This is a genomic window from Scytonema sp. NUACC21 (genome assembly GCF_054684315.1).
In genome coordinates this window covers 18,416-37,510 of the sequence record NZ_BAAFZH010000079.1, presented here as the reverse complement: position 1 = coordinate 37,510, position 19,095 = coordinate 18,416, and the positions used below count along the sequence as shown (strand labels likewise).

Annotated in this window: 17 protein-coding genes and 2 pseudogenes; 14 read left to right on the top strand and 5 right to left on the bottom strand. The window is 43.4% G+C overall.

Annotated elements, in window-relative coordinates; genetic code table 11:
* Window positions 1-37: 37 nt before the first annotated feature.
* Window positions 38-733 carry a hypothetical protein gene (locus ACYRY3_RS17300; RefSeq protein WP_460202860.1) on the top strand — a complete coding sequence of 232 codons (696 nt, stop codon included), beginning with the start codon at window positions 38-40 and terminating at the stop codon, window positions 731-733.
* 1,173 nt (window positions 734-1,906) lie between these two features.
* On the opposite strand, the pseudogene ACYRY3_RS17295 reads toward ACYRY3_RS17300, so the two are convergent.
* Window positions 1,907-2,131, bottom strand: a pseudogene (locus ACYRY3_RS17295) (3-deoxy-7-phosphoheptulonate synthase); the annotation flags it as partial.
* 603 nt (window positions 2,132-2,734) lie between these two features.
* On the opposite strand from ACYRY3_RS17295, the gene ACYRY3_RS17290 reads away from it, so the two are divergent.
* From ACYRY3_RS17290 to ACYRY3_RS17270, 5 genes are all read left to right on the top strand, one after another.
* Entirely contained in the window at window positions 2,735-3,238 is a 504-nt protein-coding gene (locus tag ACYRY3_RS17290) for a hypothetical protein (protein WP_460202859.1), read from the top strand.
* 448 nt (window positions 3,239-3,686) lie between these two features.
* Window positions 3,687-3,869, top strand: coding sequence for a hypothetical protein (locus tag ACYRY3_RS17285; protein WP_460202858.1), 183 nt, complete (start codon window positions 3,687-3,689; stop codon window positions 3,867-3,869).
* 27 nt (window positions 3,870-3,896) lie between these two features.
* On the top strand, window positions 3,897-4,574 hold the full coding sequence (locus ACYRY3_RS17280; protein ID WP_460202857.1) for a pentapeptide repeat-containing protein: 678 nt from the start codon (window positions 3,897-3,899) through the stop codon (window positions 4,572-4,574).
* Between the two features lie 123 nt (window positions 4,575-4,697).
* Window positions 4,698-5,519 (top strand): SDR family oxidoreductase, encoded by an 822-nt coding sequence (locus ACYRY3_RS17275; protein WP_460202856.1) that lies wholly within the window; start codon window positions 4,698-4,700, stop codon window positions 5,517-5,519.
* Entirely contained in the window at window positions 5,519-6,436 is a 918-nt protein-coding gene (locus ACYRY3_RS17270) for an alpha/beta fold hydrolase (protein WP_460202855.1), read from the top strand. The genes ACYRY3_RS17275 and ACYRY3_RS17270 overlap by 1 nt, the downstream gene beginning before the upstream one ends.
* 13 nt (window positions 6,437-6,449) lie before the next feature.
* Here the strand turns inward: ACYRY3_RS17270 and pgeF are convergent, their stop codons facing one another.
* A complete protein-coding gene (gene pgeF, locus ACYRY3_RS17265; protein ID WP_460202854.1) occupies window positions 6,450-7,244 on the bottom strand; it encodes a peptidoglycan editing factor PgeF in 795 nt (264 codons plus the stop codon).
* A 99-nt stretch (window positions 7,245-7,343) separates the two neighbouring features.
* On the opposite strand from pgeF, the gene ACYRY3_RS17260 reads away from it, so the two are divergent.
* Both ACYRY3_RS17260 and ACYRY3_RS17255 read left to right on the top strand, forming a co-directional pair.
* A complete protein-coding gene (locus ACYRY3_RS17260) occupies window positions 7,344-8,195 on the top strand; it encodes a biotin--[acetyl-CoA-carboxylase] ligase (protein WP_460202853.1) in 852 nt (283 codons plus the stop codon).
* Between the two features lie 179 nt (window positions 8,196-8,374).
* Window positions 8,375-10,018 (top strand): M23 family metallopeptidase, encoded by a 1,644-nt coding sequence (locus ACYRY3_RS17255; RefSeq protein WP_460202852.1) that lies wholly within the window; start codon window positions 8,375-8,377, stop codon window positions 10,016-10,018.
* 38 nt (window positions 10,019-10,056) lie between these two features.
* Here the strand turns inward: ACYRY3_RS17255 and ACYRY3_RS17250 are convergent, their stop codons facing one another.
* A complete protein-coding gene (locus ACYRY3_RS17250) occupies window positions 10,057-10,737 on the bottom strand; it encodes a riboflavin synthase (protein ID WP_460202851.1) in 681 nt (226 codons plus the stop codon).
* A gap of 339 nt (window positions 10,738-11,076) precedes the next feature.
* Here ACYRY3_RS17250 and ACYRY3_RS17245 point away from each other — a divergent pair, with 339 nt between their 5' ends.
* Both ACYRY3_RS17245 and ACYRY3_RS17240 read left to right on the top strand, forming a co-directional pair.
* Window positions 11,077-11,574, top strand: coding sequence for a bifunctional nuclease family protein (locus tag ACYRY3_RS17245; protein ID WP_460202850.1), 498 nt, complete (start codon window positions 11,077-11,079; stop codon window positions 11,572-11,574).
* 123 nt (window positions 11,575-11,697) lie between these two features.
* Window positions 11,698-12,828, top strand: a complete 1,131-nt coding sequence (locus tag ACYRY3_RS17240) for an aldo/keto reductase (protein ID WP_460202849.1) — start codon at window positions 11,698-11,700, stop codon at window positions 12,826-12,828.
* A 138-nt stretch (window positions 12,829-12,966) separates the two neighbouring features.
* Here ACYRY3_RS17240 and ACYRY3_RS17235 read toward each other — a convergent pair whose 3' ends face one another.
* Window positions 12,967-13,959: a ribose-phosphate pyrophosphokinase gene (locus tag ACYRY3_RS17235; RefSeq protein WP_460202848.1), complete on the bottom strand. Its 993-nt coding sequence runs from the start codon at window positions 13,957-13,959 to the stop codon at window positions 12,967-12,969.
* Between ACYRY3_RS17235 and ACYRY3_RS17230 the strand changes: the two are divergent.
* From ACYRY3_RS17230 to ACYRY3_RS17215, 4 genes and pseudogenes are all read left to right on the top strand, one after another.
* Window positions 13,846-14,886, top strand: a pseudogene (locus tag ACYRY3_RS17230) (DNA gyrase C-terminal beta-propeller domain-containing protein); the annotation flags it as partial. The gene ACYRY3_RS17235 and the pseudogene ACYRY3_RS17230 overlap by 114 nt on opposite strands.
* Window positions 14,867-16,624 carry an apolipoprotein N-acyltransferase gene (gene lnt / locus ACYRY3_RS17225; RefSeq protein WP_460202847.1) on the top strand — a complete coding sequence of 586 codons (1,758 nt, stop codon included), beginning with the start codon at window positions 14,867-14,869 and terminating at the stop codon, window positions 16,622-16,624. The pseudogene ACYRY3_RS17230 and the gene lnt, both read left to right, overlap by 20 nt.
* A gap of 144 nt (window positions 16,625-16,768) precedes the next feature.
* Window positions 16,769-17,131, top strand: a complete 363-nt coding sequence (locus tag ACYRY3_RS17220; protein ID WP_460202846.1) for a type II toxin-antitoxin system RelE/ParE family toxin — start codon at window positions 16,769-16,771, stop codon at window positions 17,129-17,131.
* A complete protein-coding gene (locus ACYRY3_RS17215; RefSeq protein ID WP_460202845.1) occupies window positions 17,128-17,766 on the top strand; it encodes an XRE family transcriptional regulator in 639 nt (212 codons plus the stop codon). The genes ACYRY3_RS17220 and ACYRY3_RS17215 overlap by 4 nt, the downstream gene beginning before the upstream one ends.
* Before the next feature lie 111 nt (window positions 17,767-17,877).
* On the opposite strand, the gene ACYRY3_RS17210 is transcribed toward ACYRY3_RS17215, so the two are convergent.
* Window positions 17,878-18,615 (bottom strand): response regulator, encoded by a 738-nt coding sequence (locus tag ACYRY3_RS17210; RefSeq protein ID WP_460202844.1) that lies wholly within the window; start codon window positions 18,613-18,615, stop codon window positions 17,878-17,880.
* Window positions 18,616-19,095: the final 480 nt, after the last annotated feature.

Genomic DNA, 19,095 nt, shown 5'->3' with positions numbered 1-19,095 from the left:
ACTAAAATCAGTTATGTGCTTTCTTATTCTATTTGCTATGACTGAGACCGCCCTTAACAGATTTTGGGAGCTTGTATTCGGAGCGATCGCCCTCAATCCGGAAACTTTTAGGCTGATTCAATCGCTACCCCAAAATTCAACAGCAGCTGTGTACATCGTACTGATTGCAGGATTTTCTCAAGCTGTTGGCCAAGGAATAGTGCTATTCATCAACCGAGTCAAACCACTGCGCTTTTTTCTCAGTCTGTTGATAGCATCTGTATTATTTACATTTACTGTGGTATTTTGGGGCTTGAGCACATGGCTGGTAACCCTCATACTATTTAAGACGAATACCTCCTATGGCGTTCTGTGGTCTACACTGGGATTTGCCTACGCACCTCTGGTGTTTAGTTTTTTAGTGGCATTGCCCTACTTAGGTGTGCCAATCCAAATTTTGCTTTCTATTTGGACACTGTTAGTATTTGTTACAGGCTGGCGCGTCTCCCTCAATCTTAATGTTTGGGAGGCAGTTTGGTGTGGCGTATTGGGATGGATTGCATTTCAGATAGCACAACGCACCATTGGACGACCAATTGCGATGCTTGGCAAGTGGCTGTCTAATACAGCTGCAGGGACACAATTGGTCACAGATATGCAAGGGCTGGAACAACTTCTGCAAGCAGGACCGCAGATATTGCGTGGGGATAAGCAGGCTAATGCTAACCAGAGAGGGAATAACGAAAGAGCATGAATATCAAACGAGTCAGCCTATTTTTAGGAATTTTTTTCATTGCCCTACTTTGTACCGTACTCTTTCCACAAATCCACCATCTGTGGTTGGCATGGTACAGTACCTTGGGAAGTGCGTTGAAGCTTTCAGTTGATTTGTTGCAAATTAGTTTGATTGCTATCCTCTTTGCCGGACTCTTGGTTCCCCTTGAAGCTTTAAGATGGTGGGCAGGGTGGTATGGCGAGCCAATCGCTACTAAGCCTGATTTCGGAACATTAGAAGAACCGATTCCACCAAAAACAAATGTTGTTCGTTATGTTATTTACTTAGATGGTATCGGTCAAGCTTCATCTAAGTACTTCCCAGATGGAGATCGGTTTTTGCACGAGTTAGGGTTAGCTTTGCCGGATAATATCGCGATCGTTAGAGGGATAATACCCTACTCAGTCCTCAATCGACCACTGACAGAAGATGGAATACTGTCGTCCTTTTGGCGCTTCGCCGAACGCCGCAGCCAATCCAGTAGAGGTGGTATATTTAACGCTTTGTTTGCTTTGACGATTAATATTCGCAATCTGCTTGTTGTTGCAGTTTCCACTGACCAACGCTACGGAGCTATCTACAACCAAGGAACAGCGCAGGTTATGTACAACAGCCTGATGAGCCACGGTTACAAACCCGGAAGCGCAGTACCAATCACACTGATTGGTTTTAGTGGTGGTGGACAGATAGCAATGGGAGCTCTTTCCTATCTCAAGCAAGCATTGTTGGATGCTCCCATTGAGGTCATTTCCTTGGCTGGTGTCATCAGTGGTAATAACAATGCATTGTTGGTAGAGCATCTCTATCATCTTGTTGGTAACAGAGATATAGTTGCGCGTTTAAGTCCCATTTTATTTCCAAAGCGGTGGAAGATCTTCTTTTTATCCTACTGGAACCGTGCCCAACGAATGGGCAAAATCAGTTTTATTTCACTCGGTCCAGTAGGTCATATGGGTGTTGGGGGTCCGTTGGATGCCAATAAATTGTTACCTGATGGGCGCAGCTATCTGGAGCAAACGGTTGAGATTATCTCAAAAATTGTGAAAGAAGAGTATCCCTACAATCAAGAACTGGTTAAAAAGAAGATTGGCAATTACGAACGGTATCAACAGGCAGCGTTTAATCGACCAGAATACTATCCTTTAAATCAGGGAAAGCGTAGGGAGAAGTGCGGGGTTTGTAGACTCCGCCACGTAGCGCCTGTACTGGTGCAAGAGAAAGCTTTTGAGCGACTTGTTCCATTTGTTCTGGGCTTTCAACAGTACAGGGTCCACCAATAATAACCAGTTCCTTACCCCCAAAGCGAACTGTATCAGACAGGCGGACGATGGTTTGATGGTGAGAGTGAGATTTTTCTACAAGTTTGGCGTTATTCACGATTGGATTCTCCTTTGTTGGTAGTTAGTGGTTGGTGGTTGGTGGTTGGTGGTTAAAATAATCCCTAACCGTTTGAGAACAAAAAAGCCCAGAACTTTTTCTAAGTTCCGGGCGTTAACGATTGATCAGCATGACGCTATCTACCCGGAACTTGTTCTAGGCCAAAAGTAAAATCCATAAAACCAGGTATTGAGATAGGTCATCATGATGAAATGGTACTCCTTAAAAAAACAAAAACCGCAGAGTTCGCTCTGCGGTTCACCGGGCGGTTTCCATGAGGAAACTCGATTCACTCCCGGTGAACCACCCTAAACCAATAATAAAAGTAGGAACTGCTGCTTAACATCGGCTAAATACTTTGTCTAACAAAGATAGATTACACTTATATAAATGACGTTAACAGAGGGCAAGAGTTGCGTCAACCCCCCCACCACTCGAAAACAAGAGTTAACGAAACTTCTGGTGTAGCGTAGCGCAATCCGAAGTCATTGCGTTTCTTGCTCCACCAAGTGTTGCTTGGCTGTCAGCCATTTCTCTACAGCCAGACAGAAAGTAAGAAACTTCTCAGTACTATGTTTCTCAATGTTGTATTTTAAATTGCTTATGCCCAGTTCCAAACTCCTAAACACATCTTTCAGTTATCAAGAAGTTTACCCCTGCCCAGTATGCCGTGTAGGAAAGATCAGTCATATGCCCTTGATGGAAGCTATGGCTTGTGACTTTTGTCAACAAATTTTTATTGTTAACATCGAACAACAGCAACTTAAAATGCCTTCCAGACAACCGCCGCTTGTTTGGTATTGGAACGGCTTGAATTGGACAGAAGCCCAAATAGAAGGAGTAGAGTTTGGTTGGGGCTACGCGATCGCAGCAATGACTTTTGTATTGCTTCCCACCGCGTTAATTGGCATAGTGGCATATAACTTTACACCCAATCCACAGACCCCCTTATCTTGGGTTCCATATATTTGGACAATATTAACCTTTGCCTCACATTTAGCAATTATTGTTTGGCTTCTTATCGAGGTTTATCAGATTCCAGTGCGAGCCTATATACGAGCTTTACAACAGCGCTTCCTCAGTCGCAGGTCAGAGTACAGACGTTAATAAGCAGTTTCTTACCACTAAATATCATCACGAGATCCGCATCATCCAAAAATTGGCTTTCTTAAAAATAGATGCTCAATTGAGGTTGTTTTAATACGGAAATTAACCACAATATTCCGTATTACTAATTTACAATTAACAACAATAATTTCTGAATAATTGATACAAGAAGTTACATTTTTGGAAGGGGTCTTAGCCAAAGGAAAATCTACCGAATTTTTGAAGATTATGAAACCAGTCATAGGAAGTCTTTTGATATTTGTAACAGAATATAAAGATTCACGGGTTGAAGTATTGAGTAACAATTGCCCAAAAGGTAAAAAAAGCGTGAAAATATAAACAGGTTTGACAAGTAGTTACAGCTACAATCTGGGCTAACAAGTAGGTTATACATTTGTTGTGCAATAAAACCTGTCTTTGGGATGAGGGTTTGTGGGAAAAGTTGTTTATGGAATCGATTCGCTACCATAGACTTTTAGAATATTCGTATGGAAGTTGTCTTGAGTGCGGGCTTCCAATTCAAGTAACGGCTAAAATTCGAGTTTTGAATTCTCCTCTTTCCGCCGGAATTGCCCAAAAATGGAAAGTTTATACAAATGGTGCAGTCTTTTACTGGTTGCATCACTCATAATGAAATTAATTTCCACTAAAAAGTCTTATGAGCGAGCTGGAGCAATACTATAAGTTGTTAGAATTAGAGCCTGGAGCCACACTTGAGGAAGTGAATCAAGCGTACAAAGATTTAGCGTTTGTATGGCATCCCGATCGCCTCCCAAAGGAAAACATTCGCTTGCAAGAGAAAGCGCAAAGAAAGCTGCAAGAAATCAATGAAGCTCGGGAAAAATTGCGTTCTCTCAAAGCAAGGTATCAAATACCACATCATTCGGGACAACATACACAGAAAAAACCAGCCCAAAAAACCTATCAAACACCTCAACAAACCTATCAAACACCCCATCCACCAAAGCAAAACCCTGACTTAAGTGGTAAAGATTTTAGCCAAGCAGACTTAAAAGGCAAAGATTTATCTGGTAGAAATCTGAGCTACGCTAACTTAAGCGGTGCCAATCTCAGTGATAGTTTTTTGCATAAAGTCAACCTTAGAGGTGCGGATTTGTCTCAGGCAAATTTATTTAGGGCGAACTTACTATTAGCCGACCTCCGAGAAGTTAATTTCCGTAATGCTAATTTAATTGGAGCAGATTTAAGTGGTGCTGACTTACGAGGAGCAGACTTTACAGGAGCACGCATGCGATCCGGCGAAAGACTTCTGGTCAAACTTATAGGAGCTAACTTGACTGGAGCAATTATGCCTGATGGGAGAGTTTACGAATAGTAGGAATTATGCACCATGCTTGTTTGTAGAGATTGAGGTGGGAAAGCTAAAGTGTCAGGCTTTCCTACACAATCGGCTGAGTTATTTTAATCCTTATTCCGAGCGCTTAACTTCTTACTAAACATGAACATTGCTATTATTGGATGCGGATATGTAGGTTATGCAGTTGCTCAATACTGGCATCAAAAGATGGCTTTTATCGTCTCAGCTACGACAACTATGCCTGAACGCATTCCTATATTGCAGGCAGTAGCTCAACGAGTTGCAGTTATAAAAGGAAACGATCCAGAAGGGTTAAAATCAGTACTGAAAAATCATGATGCAGTGCTTCTATCTATTGGTGCACAAGGTGCTTCTTATGAAGAAGTGTATTTACAAACTGCTACAACAATTGTTTCAGTTCTAAAACAAATTCCTTCTGTCGGGCAACTCATATACACCAGTACTTGCTCTGTATATGGTGACCAGAAGGGCGTGTTGGTAGATGAAGAAACACCAGTTGCGCCTCTTAACTCCAATGGAAGAATTCTGAGTGAAACTGAGCAAGTCTTGCTATCAGCATCAAGCGAACAACTTAATGTTTGTATCTTACGGTTGGGGGGAATTTATGGTCCCAATCGAGAACTCGCGAAAATATATAGGCGCATTGCTGGTACAACCCGACCTGGTAATGGGGAGGAACCTGCAAACTGGATTCACCTTGATGATATTGTTAATGCCATAGAGTTTGCCCGCAGAAACCGACTGGAAGGTATATATAATTTAGTTGATGATGCCTATCTTACAAATCGGGAAGTGATAGAACGTGTTTGTGAAACACACAATCTACCAAAGGTTACATGGGATTCTTCCCAACAGAGTCAGCGCTCCTATAATGTCAAAGTGTCTAATAAAAAAATAAAAGATTCGGGATACAAGCTCATTCACCCAGAGATGATTTTTTAATGATGACTCAACATCAAGCAACATCTTCCACTCAGTTTTATACTTGGAAAAATTATCGCTGCGCTTACGAAGTTCTCAACCCTACCAATTCAGAACCCTTCGGGATACCCTTGTTATTAATTCACCCGATTGGTGTTGGGCTGTCGCGGCAATTTTGGCAGCGGTTTTCCCATGAATGGTACAACCAAGGGCATCGAAATACCATTTACAACCCCGATCTCTTGGGATGTGGTGAAAGTGATATGCCTTATGGCGCTTACACTCCCACTGATTGGGCAAAACAGTTGCAACACTTCTTACAAACAGTGGTGCAAAAACCAGTCATTATAGTTGTTCAAGGTGCCCTATTTCCAGTTGCTATCGAGTTAACTCAAAAAGAATCAAATTTAATTACTGGGCTTGTACTTGCTGGTCCTCCAGCTATGCCTTTGCTGACAAAAGAAACACCGCAATGGCAGCAGAAAGTCATCTGGAATCTTTTAGATTCTCCTTTTGGCAATGCTTTTTATCGCTATGCAAGACGCGAAAAGTTTTTGCGTTCTTTCTCTACTCGTCAATTGTTTAGCTCAAGCGAGGCAGTTGATACTGAATGGATAAATACTTTACAAAAAGGCGCGGAAAATCCTGACAGCCGTCATGCAGTTTTTGCTTTTTTAGCTGGCTTTTGGCGTAAGGATTATGGAAGTGCTATCGCCTCTATAAAACAACCGACATTAGTTGTTTTGGGTGAGGATATATCGAGTATTAGTAAAGAAGGTAAAGAATTAAATGCAGATGAATGGTTGGTTGATTACCTGACTCGGTTGCCCAAAAGTCATGGAATCAAAATTATCGGTCGCAATGTTTTGCCCTATGAAGTAACTCCTGAGTTTGTTAAGGCGATCGCGCCATTTGTTGGCGAATTTTCTTCATTTTAGAAGCTCTTACAACTTAATTACTTACAATTCCCGACCATTGAACTTTTTTCTGTTGTTCTCGGCGGTAAGAAAAGAAATACTCGGGGGTTTGGTATGTACAGTAAGGCGCGATCGCGATTTGTTCCAAACCAATGCCCAACATTTCCATTTGTAAAGTATTAACCCGTCGAACATCCAGTCGCACTCGCCCTGGTTCTGGGTCTGGAAGCAAGGGAGATGATGGTAAGTCCTGCAACGCTGCTAAAATCGCTTTTTCGTCGTCATATGGTATAATACTACCTCCTACTTCTGCTGCAACCTGTTCGGACACTTGGTAAACTTCTCCAGAAATTGCAGGACCCATCGCAATTCGCAAATTTTCTAGCTTGCTACCTTGTGCTTGCAATCTGCTAATGGCTTGCGGTACTATCTTGAGCGCAGTGCCGCGCCAACCTGCATGAACAGCCGCTACCTGTCCTGTTTTCTCATCAGCAATCAGTACGGGGGTACAATCGGCAGTTGCTACCCAAACTGCTTGTAGAGACTGGGTGCTGATTAACCCATCTCCTGAGGCAAAAGCAGAATCCATTTCGCCTTCTGCTTGTGTAGATTCTGTTAACTGAAGAGCAATTTCTTCCGGAGAGAGGACAGTATTCCCGTGAACCTGTCTCAATCGATAAACTGATGCCTCTGGATGTAATGCCTTTGTCAGTTCAAAAGGAGAACTGGGCGAAAACTGCCGGGTGAAAAAGCCGTGATGCCAAGGTTCCAGTAGACTACAGATGAGGTAGGGGAGTCCTTCCCAAGTGCGCCAGTGCCAAGCGTGCATCGTTAACTGTACCTAAAACCAGAATAGAAAGAAACAAAAAGCAGCCAATACATACTATCCTAAACTAGCTTTTTTAGGTAATCTTTTGCGTAAACTACTATGGGAATAGATAGAGAAAAGCTGGAAACCGCTCTTGAAACAGGGCGCAAGAAGATCGCCCTACAAACGGGTAGCAAAAGTCTATATTTACCGTTTTCGCTACATCTTTTTGAAAGTGTTACCTCGACCAATCAAATTATTTGGAACCTGCTAAAACAAGGGGCATCACCAGGATGTACGGCGATCGCAACGAAGCAGACAGCAGGGAGAGGTCAATGGGGTCGGCAGTGGATTTCCCACACTGGAGGATTGTATCTTTCGGTAGCGGTTGCTCCTGGGTTAGAGGCAACAAATAGTTATCAAATTACTTTGGCTACTGCCTGGGGTATTGCCAAACAATTGCAAGACAGAGGTATTCCTGCCCAAATCAAATGGCCCAACGATCTGGTTTTGAATCGTCGCAAGTTAGGCGGGATTTTGACGGAAACCAGAGTAAAACAAGGACAGATTGCCCAAGCTGCCATCGGAGTTGGTATCAATTGGGCAAATCCAGTACCGGAGACCGGAATCAATTTAGAAATGTGGCAAGGGCAGCATCACAAACCAATTTCTTCTTTGGAAATGCTAGCTGCTACTGTTCTTATTGGAATAGAATCTGGTATACAGTGTCTGGTCGCTGAAGGAGTCAATATATTAATGACTCGCTATCTAGAGTTGCTGGCAAATATAGGCGATCGGGTGCATCTTGACAATTTTACAGGTACTGTAGTAGGCGTTACAAACAGTGGTGCTCTTCGGGTACAGACGGAAACATCAGAATTTGTCACAGGACAAACACGAGAAATTTCCTTCCAGCCCGGTACAATCAGTTTGGGTTATTGTAATTCCTCCCCTGAATCATCAAAATTTTAGATTTGAAAGTGGTTAGTGGTTAGTGGTTAGTAGTTAGTGGTAAATACTCACGACTCAATGTATGGACATGTGATTGTATGTCTCTACAACTAAACAATTAGCAACGCAAAATCTAAAATTTTTTGAAAAATAACCTGACACAATTTCTCTAAGCCCAATCACACAATTCTAGAGAACACATGACGCAGCGCAATAACTCTGCTGGGAATCGTTGGAATCAACCGGAGCAAAGACGCTTGTCAAAAAGACGTTTTGCATCCACCCTACCCGCACAAAGCCTTAGTTTGCTAGGTAGCCTTGGCTTGCTAAGTAGTGGCGGCTTGGTTTTTGCCCAAACCGATTCCTCCGCAGTAGATAATCTTGTTCCCACTGTTGAAAGCCCACAAGCAGCACCTGCAAATCCAGTCACCAGAAATACTGCCAGACAAAACTCAGGTTCTCCCGTACCAGAAACTTCTCAAAAGCAACCAGAATTTTCTCGACGCAGGGTGAGACTGAAACAAAGATTATCCAAAAAGCCAAAGTCTTCTAGCCCTGTCGTTGTTATTAGAGAATCACAACCCCGACAAGCAGTTTCAGAACCTACGGTAGTTATCAGAAGGTCAAGACCTCAAGAAGAAGTTTCGGTACCTGTAGCAACAGCTAGAAAATTAAGAACAAGGTTGAGAGCTACACGGATTGCTCCTGCTATTACTAGAGAGGAAAAACCTCAACTAGAGACTTCCCAACCAAGAGTATCTGTTGTTAGGGACGAAAAACCTCGACCAGAGGTTTCCCGGCAAAGTTATTCTTCAGCATCTGCTCAACCAACCTCTAAAGATTACAACAACTCCTACATTGACCCAACGGATTACAACACTGGTGCTACAGAAACATATGAAGCACCTGATGCTGTCGTGATTACCGAACGTAATCGTGACAAAGCACCCGTTGCTAACACTCAACTATCCTCCAAGCCCTCTCCAAGTTGGCTCAGAAGAAGTCAAACAGCTACTTTAGCAACTGTGCCTCCCATACGTCGTGCGGCAACTGGTATGAATGGCACTCTTGTACGTCAAAGTCCTAGAGTGACTTCTGGTGTGGTGACAAACAATTTTGTGCGTCATCCATCCCGGATCGCTTCTGCTGGTGTACCCCAGAGTCCCTACCGTCGCAATCGATTTATTCCCAATGATTTCACCCCCGGCACCACAGTTAGTTCTGTCCCCGCGCCCTCTGGTGATACTCTAATCCCACCGACGACAGCGGAAAATGTTGCACCTCGCATGAGTACGGTGGCTTATGACATCCCACTAGCAACAACATTGCCGCAAATTGCTTATAGTGGAGTTTATGCTGGTAGACCTCCCTACGGGGGTCCGGGATTAATGTTTCCCCTTTCCATACCCGCCCCAATTACTTCTCTGTTTGGTTGGCGAACTCACCCCATCACGGGAGATCGTCGTTTTCACGCCGGTACAGACTTAGGTGCGGCTATGGGAACACCTGTTTTAGCTGCACAATCCGGTTTAGTAGAGATTGCCGACTATCTTGGCGGCTATGGGTTAACCGTCGTTCTTAACCACAATAATGCCCAACAAACGCTGTACGGTCATATGTCAGAAATTTTTGTTCAACCCGGTCAGAGGGTTGAACAAGGAACTGTCATTGGGAGAGTGGGCAGCACTGGTAACTCCACAGGTCCCCACTTGCACTTTGAAGTCCGTCAACTGACCTCTCAAGGATGGGTTGCAACTGACCCTGGCGCTCAATTGGAGTACGCCCTCGGTCAATTGGTTCAATCCATACAAACTGCTCAAGTGTCTGGACAACCAGGTAGTTAGGACGAGGGAAGGAGGGAGGCATATCTCCCCCTCCTCATTTACAGGTAGCCATGTTCCGCTAAGAATTTGGGTGTAATTCCATTAAAATCGTTGTCTGTGGATGTTTCTAAATCATTTTTCCCCGCAGAAATAAATTTTTCTACGTATTTCCCTAGAATATCCCCTTCTAAGTTGACCCAACTGCCTGGGGTTAAATACTGTAGATTGGTTTCGGCATAGGTGAGGGGAATCACCGCCACTGTAAATTGCATGATTTCTGGTTGATAATTGGCAACAGTGAGGCTAATGCCATTTACCGCTATGCTTCCTTTGGGAACAATGTAGCGGGCAATAGCATTTGAGGCAGTAAAGGTCATTTCCCAAGATGTTGCAGTTTGTTCCACAGACACCAGTTGACCCATGCCATCCACGTGTCCCATCACAAAATGACCCCCTACCTTGCTGCCCACCCGTAGCGATGCTTCTAAGTTTACGTACTTCTGTTGTGTTGTCTCCTGCCCTAGGGTTGTACGGCGTAAGGTTTCTGGTGAAGCAGTAGCGATAAATCCATCTTTTAAAATTTTTTCTACCGTTAGGCAGATGCCATTGACTGCGATACTGTCACCTATAGCCAAATCTTGCATAATGACACTGGACGACTCTGTGACACAAGTAATTTGCCAAGAATCGCCCTCTAAATGCTCAAGCGTTCCTAATGACTGGATTAATCCTGTAAACACGGCTATTTTGCTAAATTTACTCTATTTATGGCAAATTTTCGTCTGAAACAAGCTAGTGATTCTCACACAAGTTGAGAAAGAATATGTATAATTTCTGACAAAAATTCATGTCAGAATATCAATACATTTCGATTCGTCACGAGGCATACTTGGGGAAGTAGATTATAGTCGAACTAGACCTAGTCGTCATACTCTGGTATTCACATCCATTTAGGAGTTTAATAGAAGCAATTATAGAGAATAAATTGTTATGTTTAACTTTGTTCCTAAATCAACCAAACAAAAGTATGATTTGCTACATACTTCCCTCACACTTAACGGATTTTAGAGGCTGAGCCAATGATTGAGATGAAAGTCGCTGGCATAGCATTAGATGCCATAACCCGCAGCCCAATTGTACTCCTGAAAGACGCTTCAGAGCGCCGTGCATTGCCCATTTACATTGGTCAAGAGCAGGCGAGAGCAATTATGGGCGCACTGGAGAATCAAAAGCCTCCGAGACCCTTAACCCACGACCTGATTGTGAATATGTTTGAAGCATGGAACATGGCTTTGGAGCGTATTATCATTCATTCGCTTCAAAAGGATACCTTTTATGCATCTCTCATTCTCAAGCAAGGCGAAGTGAAAAAGGAAATTGACGCCCGCCCCAGTGATGCGATCGCAATTGCCCTACGCACAAATGCCCCCATTTGGGTCATGGAAGAAGTGATAGCTGATGCTTCTATCCCAGTCGATAGAGATGCTGATGAAGCAGAACAGGAAGCTTTCCGGGAATTTGTATCCAATCTGCGACCAGAGGATTTAATCAAGCGTTTTGGCAGCAGCGAGAGTTAGGAATTTTAGATTTTTGATTTTGGATTTTGGATTAGGTTTGTATTTGTGCTTCAGAATACAAGTATGTCATAGTCCTAAGTTTCCAATCCAGAATCTAAAATCCAAAATCCAATTTACTTTAAGATGAAATACCGACGTTTTGGGAAAACAAATCTGTGCTTGTCTGTCTTTTCTTTAGGTACAATGCGCTATTTGGCTTCACCTGAAAATGCCTACCAGACAATCCAAAAAGCAATAACCTTAGGGATCGATCATTTAGAAACTGCCAAAGGTTATGGCAATAGTGAAGATTATCTTGGCAAAGCGATCGCCTTTGGATTGCCAGTTTCCCGTTCCCAATTTTACATTACTACCAAAATTCCACCTACATCGGATGCTGACAAGATGCGCCGGTGTATTGATGAGTCCTTGCAAAGATTGAACCTGGATTATCTTGATTGCTTGGGGATTCATGGCTTAAACACTAGGGAGCATCTCGACTGGATAAAAACCAAGGGTGGTTGTATGCAAGCCGTGCAGGAAGCTATTGACGACGGTAGGGTGAGACACGTTGGTTTTTCTACCCACGCACCCTTGTCCATTATTTTAGAAGCAATAGATACAGATTTATTTGAATTTATCAATCTGCATTATTACTATTTTTTCCAACGTAATGCACCAGCAATTGAGAAAGCTTATAAAAAAGACATGGGAATCTTTATTATTTCCCCTGCTGATAAAGGAGGACGCCTGTATACGCCACCCCAAACTTTGAAAGAACTATGCCATCCTTTCTCACCATTGGAGTTAAACTACAGATTTTTACTTAGTGACACCCGAATTACCACCCTCAGTGTAGGCCCTGCAAACCCAAATGAGTTGGAGGAGCCTTTACACGTTGCAGACTGCGTTCAAGAATTGAACCGCGAAGAAACTGCGGCTTTTCAACGTTTAGAAGATTACCAAAGAGCTGCTTTGGGAATTGATAGATGCAGCCAATGCTATGATTGCTTACCTTGCCCTGAAAACATCAATATACCAGAAGTATTGCGGTTACGCAATCTGGCGAGCGCATATAATATGACCGACTTTGGGCAATACCGCTACCGAATGTTTGAGAATGCCGGTCATTGGTTTCCTGGAATGAAAGCAAATCGCTGTACGGAATGCGGTGAGTGTCTGCCCCGATGTCCGGAAAATTTAAATATTCCCAATTTGTTACAAGATGCTCACGATAAATTAAATGGGACTTCCGGTCGGCGATTGTGGGAATAGCATTAGTCTACGTATAATCTTCGTATTCATAGAAGTCCCAAATAAATTTATAAATAAACAAAAAGGATGAAGCCCGGAAAAACCCAAACCTCATCCTCAAACAAACCAACTGTAATGGGGAAGACAGTTTTTTCTTAATTAGCGAAACATACTACTAACAGAACTATCTTCGTGAATGCGCCAGATAGTTTCGCCAAGAAGATTGGCTACTGACAGAACGACCAACTGGGGGAAGCGCTTGCTTTCTGGCACGGGAATTGTGTTGGTAACAATCACTTCCTCAAACAACCCACTTGACAGCCGCTCAACTGCAGGTGGGGAGAAGACCGCGTGTGTTGCACAGGCATAGACCTGACGCGCCCCTTCCTGACGCAGTAGTTTTGCTCCCTCAGAGATGGTACCGCCAGTGTCAATCATGTCATCCACTAACACTGCTGTTTTGCCTTTAACATCACCGATAACATTTAAAACTTCGGCAACGTTATGTGCCTGACGCCGTTTATCTATAATTGCCAACGGAGCATCATTCAGCTTTTTCGCAAATGCCCTTGCCCGTGCCACGCCGCCTACATCTGGGGAAACCACAACTAAGTCATGCAGTTGTTTGCTCGCTAAGTAATCAAGCAAAACTGGTGAACCGTAAACGTGATCCAGCGGTATATCAAAATAACCTTGAATCTGAGCCGAATGGAGATCCATTGCTAAAATCCGGTTGGCACCAGCTTCTGTGATCAGGTTAGCAACCAGCTTGGCAGTAATTGACTCTCTTCCTGCTGTTTTTCGGTCAGCGCGGGCATAACCGTAATAGGGAAGAACTGCGGTAACTTGGCGTGCTGAAGCCCGACGACAGGCATCAATCATAATTAGTAACTCCATCAAATGGTCATTGACGGGTTGACAGCTGGGCTGGATTAGGTAAACATCACAGCCTCTAATTGATTCTTGGATTTGAATGTATAATTCTCCATCTGCAAATCCTTTGCGAATCATGGGTCCCAAGTCCATGCCCAGGTAACGAGACGGATGCCAGTCAACACCGTTGAGGCGCAAAGCCGTGCAACCAGAGGCAAAGCAGCGGCAAAAATGAAAGAGGATGATGGTGTGGAGCATTTCCTCACGTGCTGCGACCATGACAGTGTTTTATTCTTTAGCGAGCGAGGTGTTGTCTACTGCCTCAAAGCCTACCAAATTCCCGTAAGTTCCCGCACAAGCCGGGGAACGCCAATTGTACAATTGCTGCCCGTTCCTAAAGAGGAGAAAATCACCTCCATAGTGCCTGTTGCAGAGTTTACCACTGATGAATATTTGGTGATGCTTACCAATGGTGGCTATATTAAGAAGACAGAATTAGCAGCTTTCAGTAACATTCGTGCCAATGGCTTGATTGCCATCTCCTTGGAAGAAGGCGACCAACTCCGGTGGGTGAGACGGGCAAGAGTGGAAGATAGCGTTATCATCGGTTCGCGTCGCGGTATGGCAATTCACTTTAGGTGCAATCACGAACAACTCCGCCCCTTAGGACGGGCAACTCGTGGGGTAAGAGCCATGAAACTGCGCGATAAAGATGAATTGGTGGGAATGGATATACTCCCAGCTGCTATTCTTGCTACCTTAAATACAGACACAGAAACTGAAATTGAGGATGTCGAAACCGAAGAACTCATTGATGCTGATGTGAATGAAGAATCTGTAGAAGTTGCTGGCAATGGCAGTACTGGACCTTGGGTATTGGTGATTACAATGGGAGGATATGGCAAGCGAGTACCCGTTTCCCAGTTCCGCCTGCAAAATCGTGCCGGTCAAGGTATCATGGCAACCAAATTCAAGAACCGCAAAATCAAAGACCAATTGGCAACCCTGCATATTGTTAATAATGACGACGCGGAGATTATGATGGTTACCAGTCGTGGCATTATCATCCGTCAGGCAGTAGATGCGATTTCTATTCAATCGCGATCGGCAACTGGGGTACGAGTGCAGCGTCTTGATGAAGATGACGTTATCACGGGAGTGGCAATAGTTCCCCCCGATAGTGGTGATGCAACCGAGGCAGAGTAAGCAGAAAAGACAAGAAAATACGGGGACACGGAAACAAGGCGAATTGATGAGCAAAATTCTCCTTGCTCCAAAAAACGGTGTCCTCATTGCCTTTGTTGGTGGAATTTTGATGGGGTTGACAGTTGCACCCTTTAATGCATGGTTTTTAGCATGGATTGCCCTTGCTCCCCTGTGGGTGTTGGTTGTCAATTCTTCCGGGCGAAACAACCCATCGCCCCTTCTCCCTATCCTCCCATCCCTGGCTTGGGGTATTGGTTATCACGGAATTGCCCTATCTTGGATTACGGGAATTCATCCCATGACTTGGATGGGGGTTCCTTGGTTGGCAAGTTTGGCGATCGCACTGTTTTGCTGGACCTTTATTACCTTGTGGGGCGCTGCATTAGTTGCTACCTGGGCAGCTTGTCTCTGCTGGGTTTTGAATTTTAGAGATAGGCTCAGTCATAAACCACAGACGCGCCATGGCGCGTCTCTACATTTGATTCCCTTTGTTCGCGTTCTCATTGGCACAGCTATCTGGTGCGGATTAGAAGGACTTTGGAGTGCTGGTCCATTGTGGTGGAGTTCTCTTTCTTACACTCAAAGCCCGCATAATCTTGCAATTCTGCATTTGGGTCAATTATCTGGTCCTAATGCCGTGACTGCGGCTATTGTGGCGGTGAACGGTTTGATTGCGGAAGCATGGATAAACCGCAGAGGCACAGAGGTCGCAGAGAGGAGAAACCTTAATCTTGCTTATGTGCCAAAAGATACTTTAAATAGTGGTGAAACCTCCACCACAAAATCGCCTTACTCAGCGCCTCTACGTCTCGCTTATTTGGTTTCTGCTGCAGCACTATTTATTGTTCTCCATCTCATTGGTTTTAGTTTATACTCCCGCCCTTTAGTTCAAAGACCCGAAACAGCATTGAAAATGGGGATCGTTCAGGGTAATGTCCCTAATGAAATTAAACTTTATCGAGAAGGTTTTCGTCGTGCCATTGAAAGATACACCAAGGGTTATGCCACGCTAGCAGACCGGGGTGTTGATGCAGTTCTGACACCAGAGGGTGCTTTGCCATTTTTCCAGGACAAAATTATGGCAAGTTCTTTAGTAGCTGCCGTGAGAGAGAAAAAGAAAGTTGCTTGGATTGGCGGTTTTTATAGAGAGGGACGTAGCTATACAAATAGTTTATTTACAGTTACGGGCAGTGGTGTGATTTTTAGTCGCTACGGCAAAGTTAAGATGGTGCCAATAGGGGAATATGTTCCCTTTGAAGAAATTTTAGGCGGTATTATCGACCGTTTATCACCTTTAAAAGAACACCAAGTTGCAGGGAAGCCAAATCAGATATTTGACACGCCTTTTGGTCGCGCCATTGTGGGGATTTGTTATGAATCTGCTTTTTCAGAACATTTCCGCCGTCAAGCAGCTGCGGGCGGAGAATTCATATTAGGTCCTTCTAATGATGCTCACTACAGTGCTGCTATGCCAGCCCAGCACCACGCACAGGATATTATGAAGGCAATTGAAACCGATAGATGGGCAGTGCGGGCAACAAATACGGGATATTCAGCTTTTGTCGATCCCCATGGCAGAACATTGTGGATATCCGGGCACAATACTTACGAACTTCATGCAGAAACAATATATCGTCTTCAAAGTCAGACTTTATACGTGCGTTGGGGGGATTGGTTAACGCCGTTATTGTTAGGACTGGGCGGTTTGGGATGGTTTGTGGGCAATCGGTTGTCTTAATTCTATGACAATTAAGGAACCGCAGATGAACGCAGACAAACGCAGATGAAGAGAAATAACAGAACTTTACAACGCGATCGTCATACACAAAAACACCAAAATAATATCATTGACGATATATATCATAAATGATAATGTAGTGGTATGTGTTGGAACGTTGAATTGTATCCTCTATTTGCACAAGAGTTCTTGGAATTTTCCGAAGTTGTGCAGGATGCTTTATTAGCAGAAGTGGCATTGCTGGAAAAGTACGGTCCGCAGCTAAACAGGCCCCATGTGGACACACTTAATGGTTCTAAGCATACGAACATGAAAGAGCTACGGTTTAAAGCGGACAACGGTGTGTGGCGAGCTGCATTTGCCTTCGATCCGAAGCGACAAGCAATTCTGCTTGTCGCTTCGGATAAATCTGGGATGAGTGAGAAACGGTTTTACAAGCAGCTTATCAAAAAGGCCGATGAACGCTTCGACAATCATTTGACCCAGTTAAAGGAGGAAAACCAATGACCAAAGGGAAAATCTTGCAAAGTATATGGGATAATTTGCCAGACGATCGCAAGCAACGGATACAGGCTCGGGCTGAACAATTAGAAACTGAATATCTCACTTTGCAGGAATTGCGAAAAGCCGCAGGGCTAACACAGGCGGAAATTTCACGAAGCTTGCGGATGCCGCAATCTAACGTGTCACGCCTGGAAAGAGAGTCTGATATGTTGCTGTCTACTTTGAGAAACTACATTGATGCTATAGGCGGCAATCTAACTATTGTGGTTGAGCTTCCGAATAAGCCACCTGTTCGCCTGAATACGTTAAGTGACCTTGTAAGCCAGGATGTGGATAGTAAAGATCATCTCTATCGGTTGAAGGTAGGTAGAGACTTTCTTGAAGGAAACGATCCCGTTGCAGTGCAGGTGCGAGAAATGCTAGCAACAAGAAACATTTCCGACATTGTCGCGCAGCTCGAGCACGTCTACCAGAATACCCCTCGAACCAAATGGCGTTATGCTGGTGCCGATGTTTTGGCAGGTACTGTAGCAAATAGCGTCGCTGACCGGGAATTAAGTGATGGAAACGAGAAAATTCAAATCCAAAAGTTAGCCAAGAACCTACTAGATAAATTAGCTGAACTTTGGGAGAACTGAGGCTAAATTGAGATAACGCTAATCAGCTAATTCATGAGGAACTATACTTTTTTATCAGATGCAATGGAAGCTGTTCAATAAACCAAACTTAAGACATATACTAAATTGTATTCAATTGTGGAAAGTGAATGCAATGTCAATGCCAGAGAACTTGAGTGGTTCCAATTTCTGTTGACGTTGAGCAAAATGAGCTTTTAAGGCTACAAAACGACAACCAAGGTCGTGATAACGTCTCTGAAGCTGTTTTGAATGAGTATGAAGTTCTTGAGACCTAGCAATAACCTGATTGGCAAAATCTTTGTTCAAGGCTTTTGTTTTAATTGATAATTTGTCTACCTGTTTCGATTCAGAAGTAAACAAGCTTTCTTCAGTAGATGTTATTCCGAATGAATTTTGGCTGGGAAGTTGATGTTTTGGATGAATCTTCAAAAGTTTTGCTATTTCTAGCATTAATTCATCTGGATCGATTGGTTTAATTAAATAAGCTTGAAATCCGTACTTTAAAGCCAAGGTTCGTCCTTCTTCCACATCTACAACTGTTACTGCTATGGCCGGAATTTGTCCTAATGGAGGGTTAAGAGTTCTAATTTTACGAATTAATGTATAACCGTTGATTTGAGGTAGAACTATATCACTTATTAAAAGATTTGGCTTAAATGTTTCCACGAGTTTTATAGCTTCCATGACTGATGAGGCTGTCATGACGTGAAAATTAAAACTTTCAAGAATAAATTTAATTAAGATGCAGCTATCAACATCATTATCTACTACAAGTACTCGCAACATACTTAAAAATTGAGAATAACTTTCATTATTTTTAGGATGATAATCGCTAATATCGTTTGTCACAGTAACAGTGTCTCCTAGTTGAGAGTCTAGTTGGGGTACAGGGAGGTAACTATAAGGGCGGTCTTGTATTCAGTATTCTATTAATGAGTGTATTTTATATCTATCTGATGTACCCTTTTGCAAAAGTACATTCAGGCAATGGAAGGCGATTTACAAATTGTTGTCGTATTTCCTGACTCGGAACCTATTACTTTAGTAGGATTTTCAGAAGAAGCATCGCCTCATACCTTGCATTAAACCAAATAAACTGTTCTTTATTTGGCATCTCTGCTACTTTGTCAACTATCCTAATTTACACCTGTAGAATGGAGGGTCATATATTCGTCACCAAACGCATCCTTGTAGCCGATGTGCCGTATCCATGAGAAAATATAGCGCTTCTCACTTGAATCCAATACAGTGATATCAAGACAATGTAGGGGCGTTAGCGTAGCTTGCCGACAGGCATACGGTTGTTCGCCCTCCTATGTGTATTGCACC

Excerpts from the sequence above, each read along its gene's own strand:
- ACYRY3_RS17300 (WP_460202860.1), top strand. The coding sequence starts at position 38 with ATGACTGAGACCGCCCTTAACAGATTTTGGGAGCTTGTATTCGGAGCG.
- ACYRY3_RS17290 (WP_460202859.1), top strand. The coding sequence starts at position 2,735 with ATGCCCAGTTCCAAACTCCTAAACACATCTTTCAGTTATCAAGAAGTT.
- ACYRY3_RS17285 (WP_460202858.1), top strand. The coding sequence starts at position 3,687 with ATGGAATCGATTCGCTACCATAGACTTTTAGAATATTCGTATGGAAGT.
- ACYRY3_RS17280 (WP_460202857.1), top strand. The coding sequence starts at position 3,897 with ATGAGCGAGCTGGAGCAATACTATAAGTTGTTAGAATTAGAGCCTGGA.
- ACYRY3_RS17275 (WP_460202856.1), top strand. The coding sequence starts at position 4,698 with ATGAACATTGCTATTATTGGATGCGGATATGTAGGTTATGCAGTTGCT.
- ACYRY3_RS17270 (WP_460202855.1), top strand. The coding sequence starts at position 5,519 with ATGATGACTCAACATCAAGCAACATCTTCCACTCAGTTTTATACTTGG.
- pgeF (WP_460202854.1), bottom strand. The coding sequence starts at position 7,244 with ATGCACGCTTGGCACTGGCGCACTTGGGAAGGACTCCCCTACCTCATC.
- ACYRY3_RS17260 (WP_460202853.1), top strand. The coding sequence starts at position 7,344 with ATGGGAATAGATAGAGAAAAGCTGGAAACCGCTCTTGAAACAGGGCGC.
- ACYRY3_RS17255 (WP_460202852.1), top strand. The coding sequence starts at position 8,375 with ATGACGCAGCGCAATAACTCTGCTGGGAATCGTTGGAATCAACCGGAG.
- ACYRY3_RS17245 (WP_460202850.1), top strand. The coding sequence starts at position 11,077 with ATGATTGAGATGAAAGTCGCTGGCATAGCATTAGATGCCATAACCCGC.
- ACYRY3_RS17240 (WP_460202849.1), top strand. The coding sequence starts at position 11,698 with ATGAAATACCGACGTTTTGGGAAAACAAATCTGTGCTTGTCTGTCTTT.
- ACYRY3_RS17235 (WP_460202848.1), bottom strand. The coding sequence starts at position 13,959 with ATGGTCGCAGCACGTGAGGAAATGCTCCACACCATCATCCTCTTTCAT.
- lnt (WP_460202847.1), top strand. The coding sequence starts at position 14,867 with ATGCAACCGAGGCAGAGTAAGCAGAAAAGACAAGAAAATACGGGGACA.
- ACYRY3_RS17220 (WP_460202846.1), top strand. The coding sequence starts at position 16,769 with ATGTGTTGGAACGTTGAATTGTATCCTCTATTTGCACAAGAGTTCTTG.
- ACYRY3_RS17215 (WP_460202845.1), top strand. The coding sequence starts at position 17,128 with ATGACCAAAGGGAAAATCTTGCAAAGTATATGGGATAATTTGCCAGAC.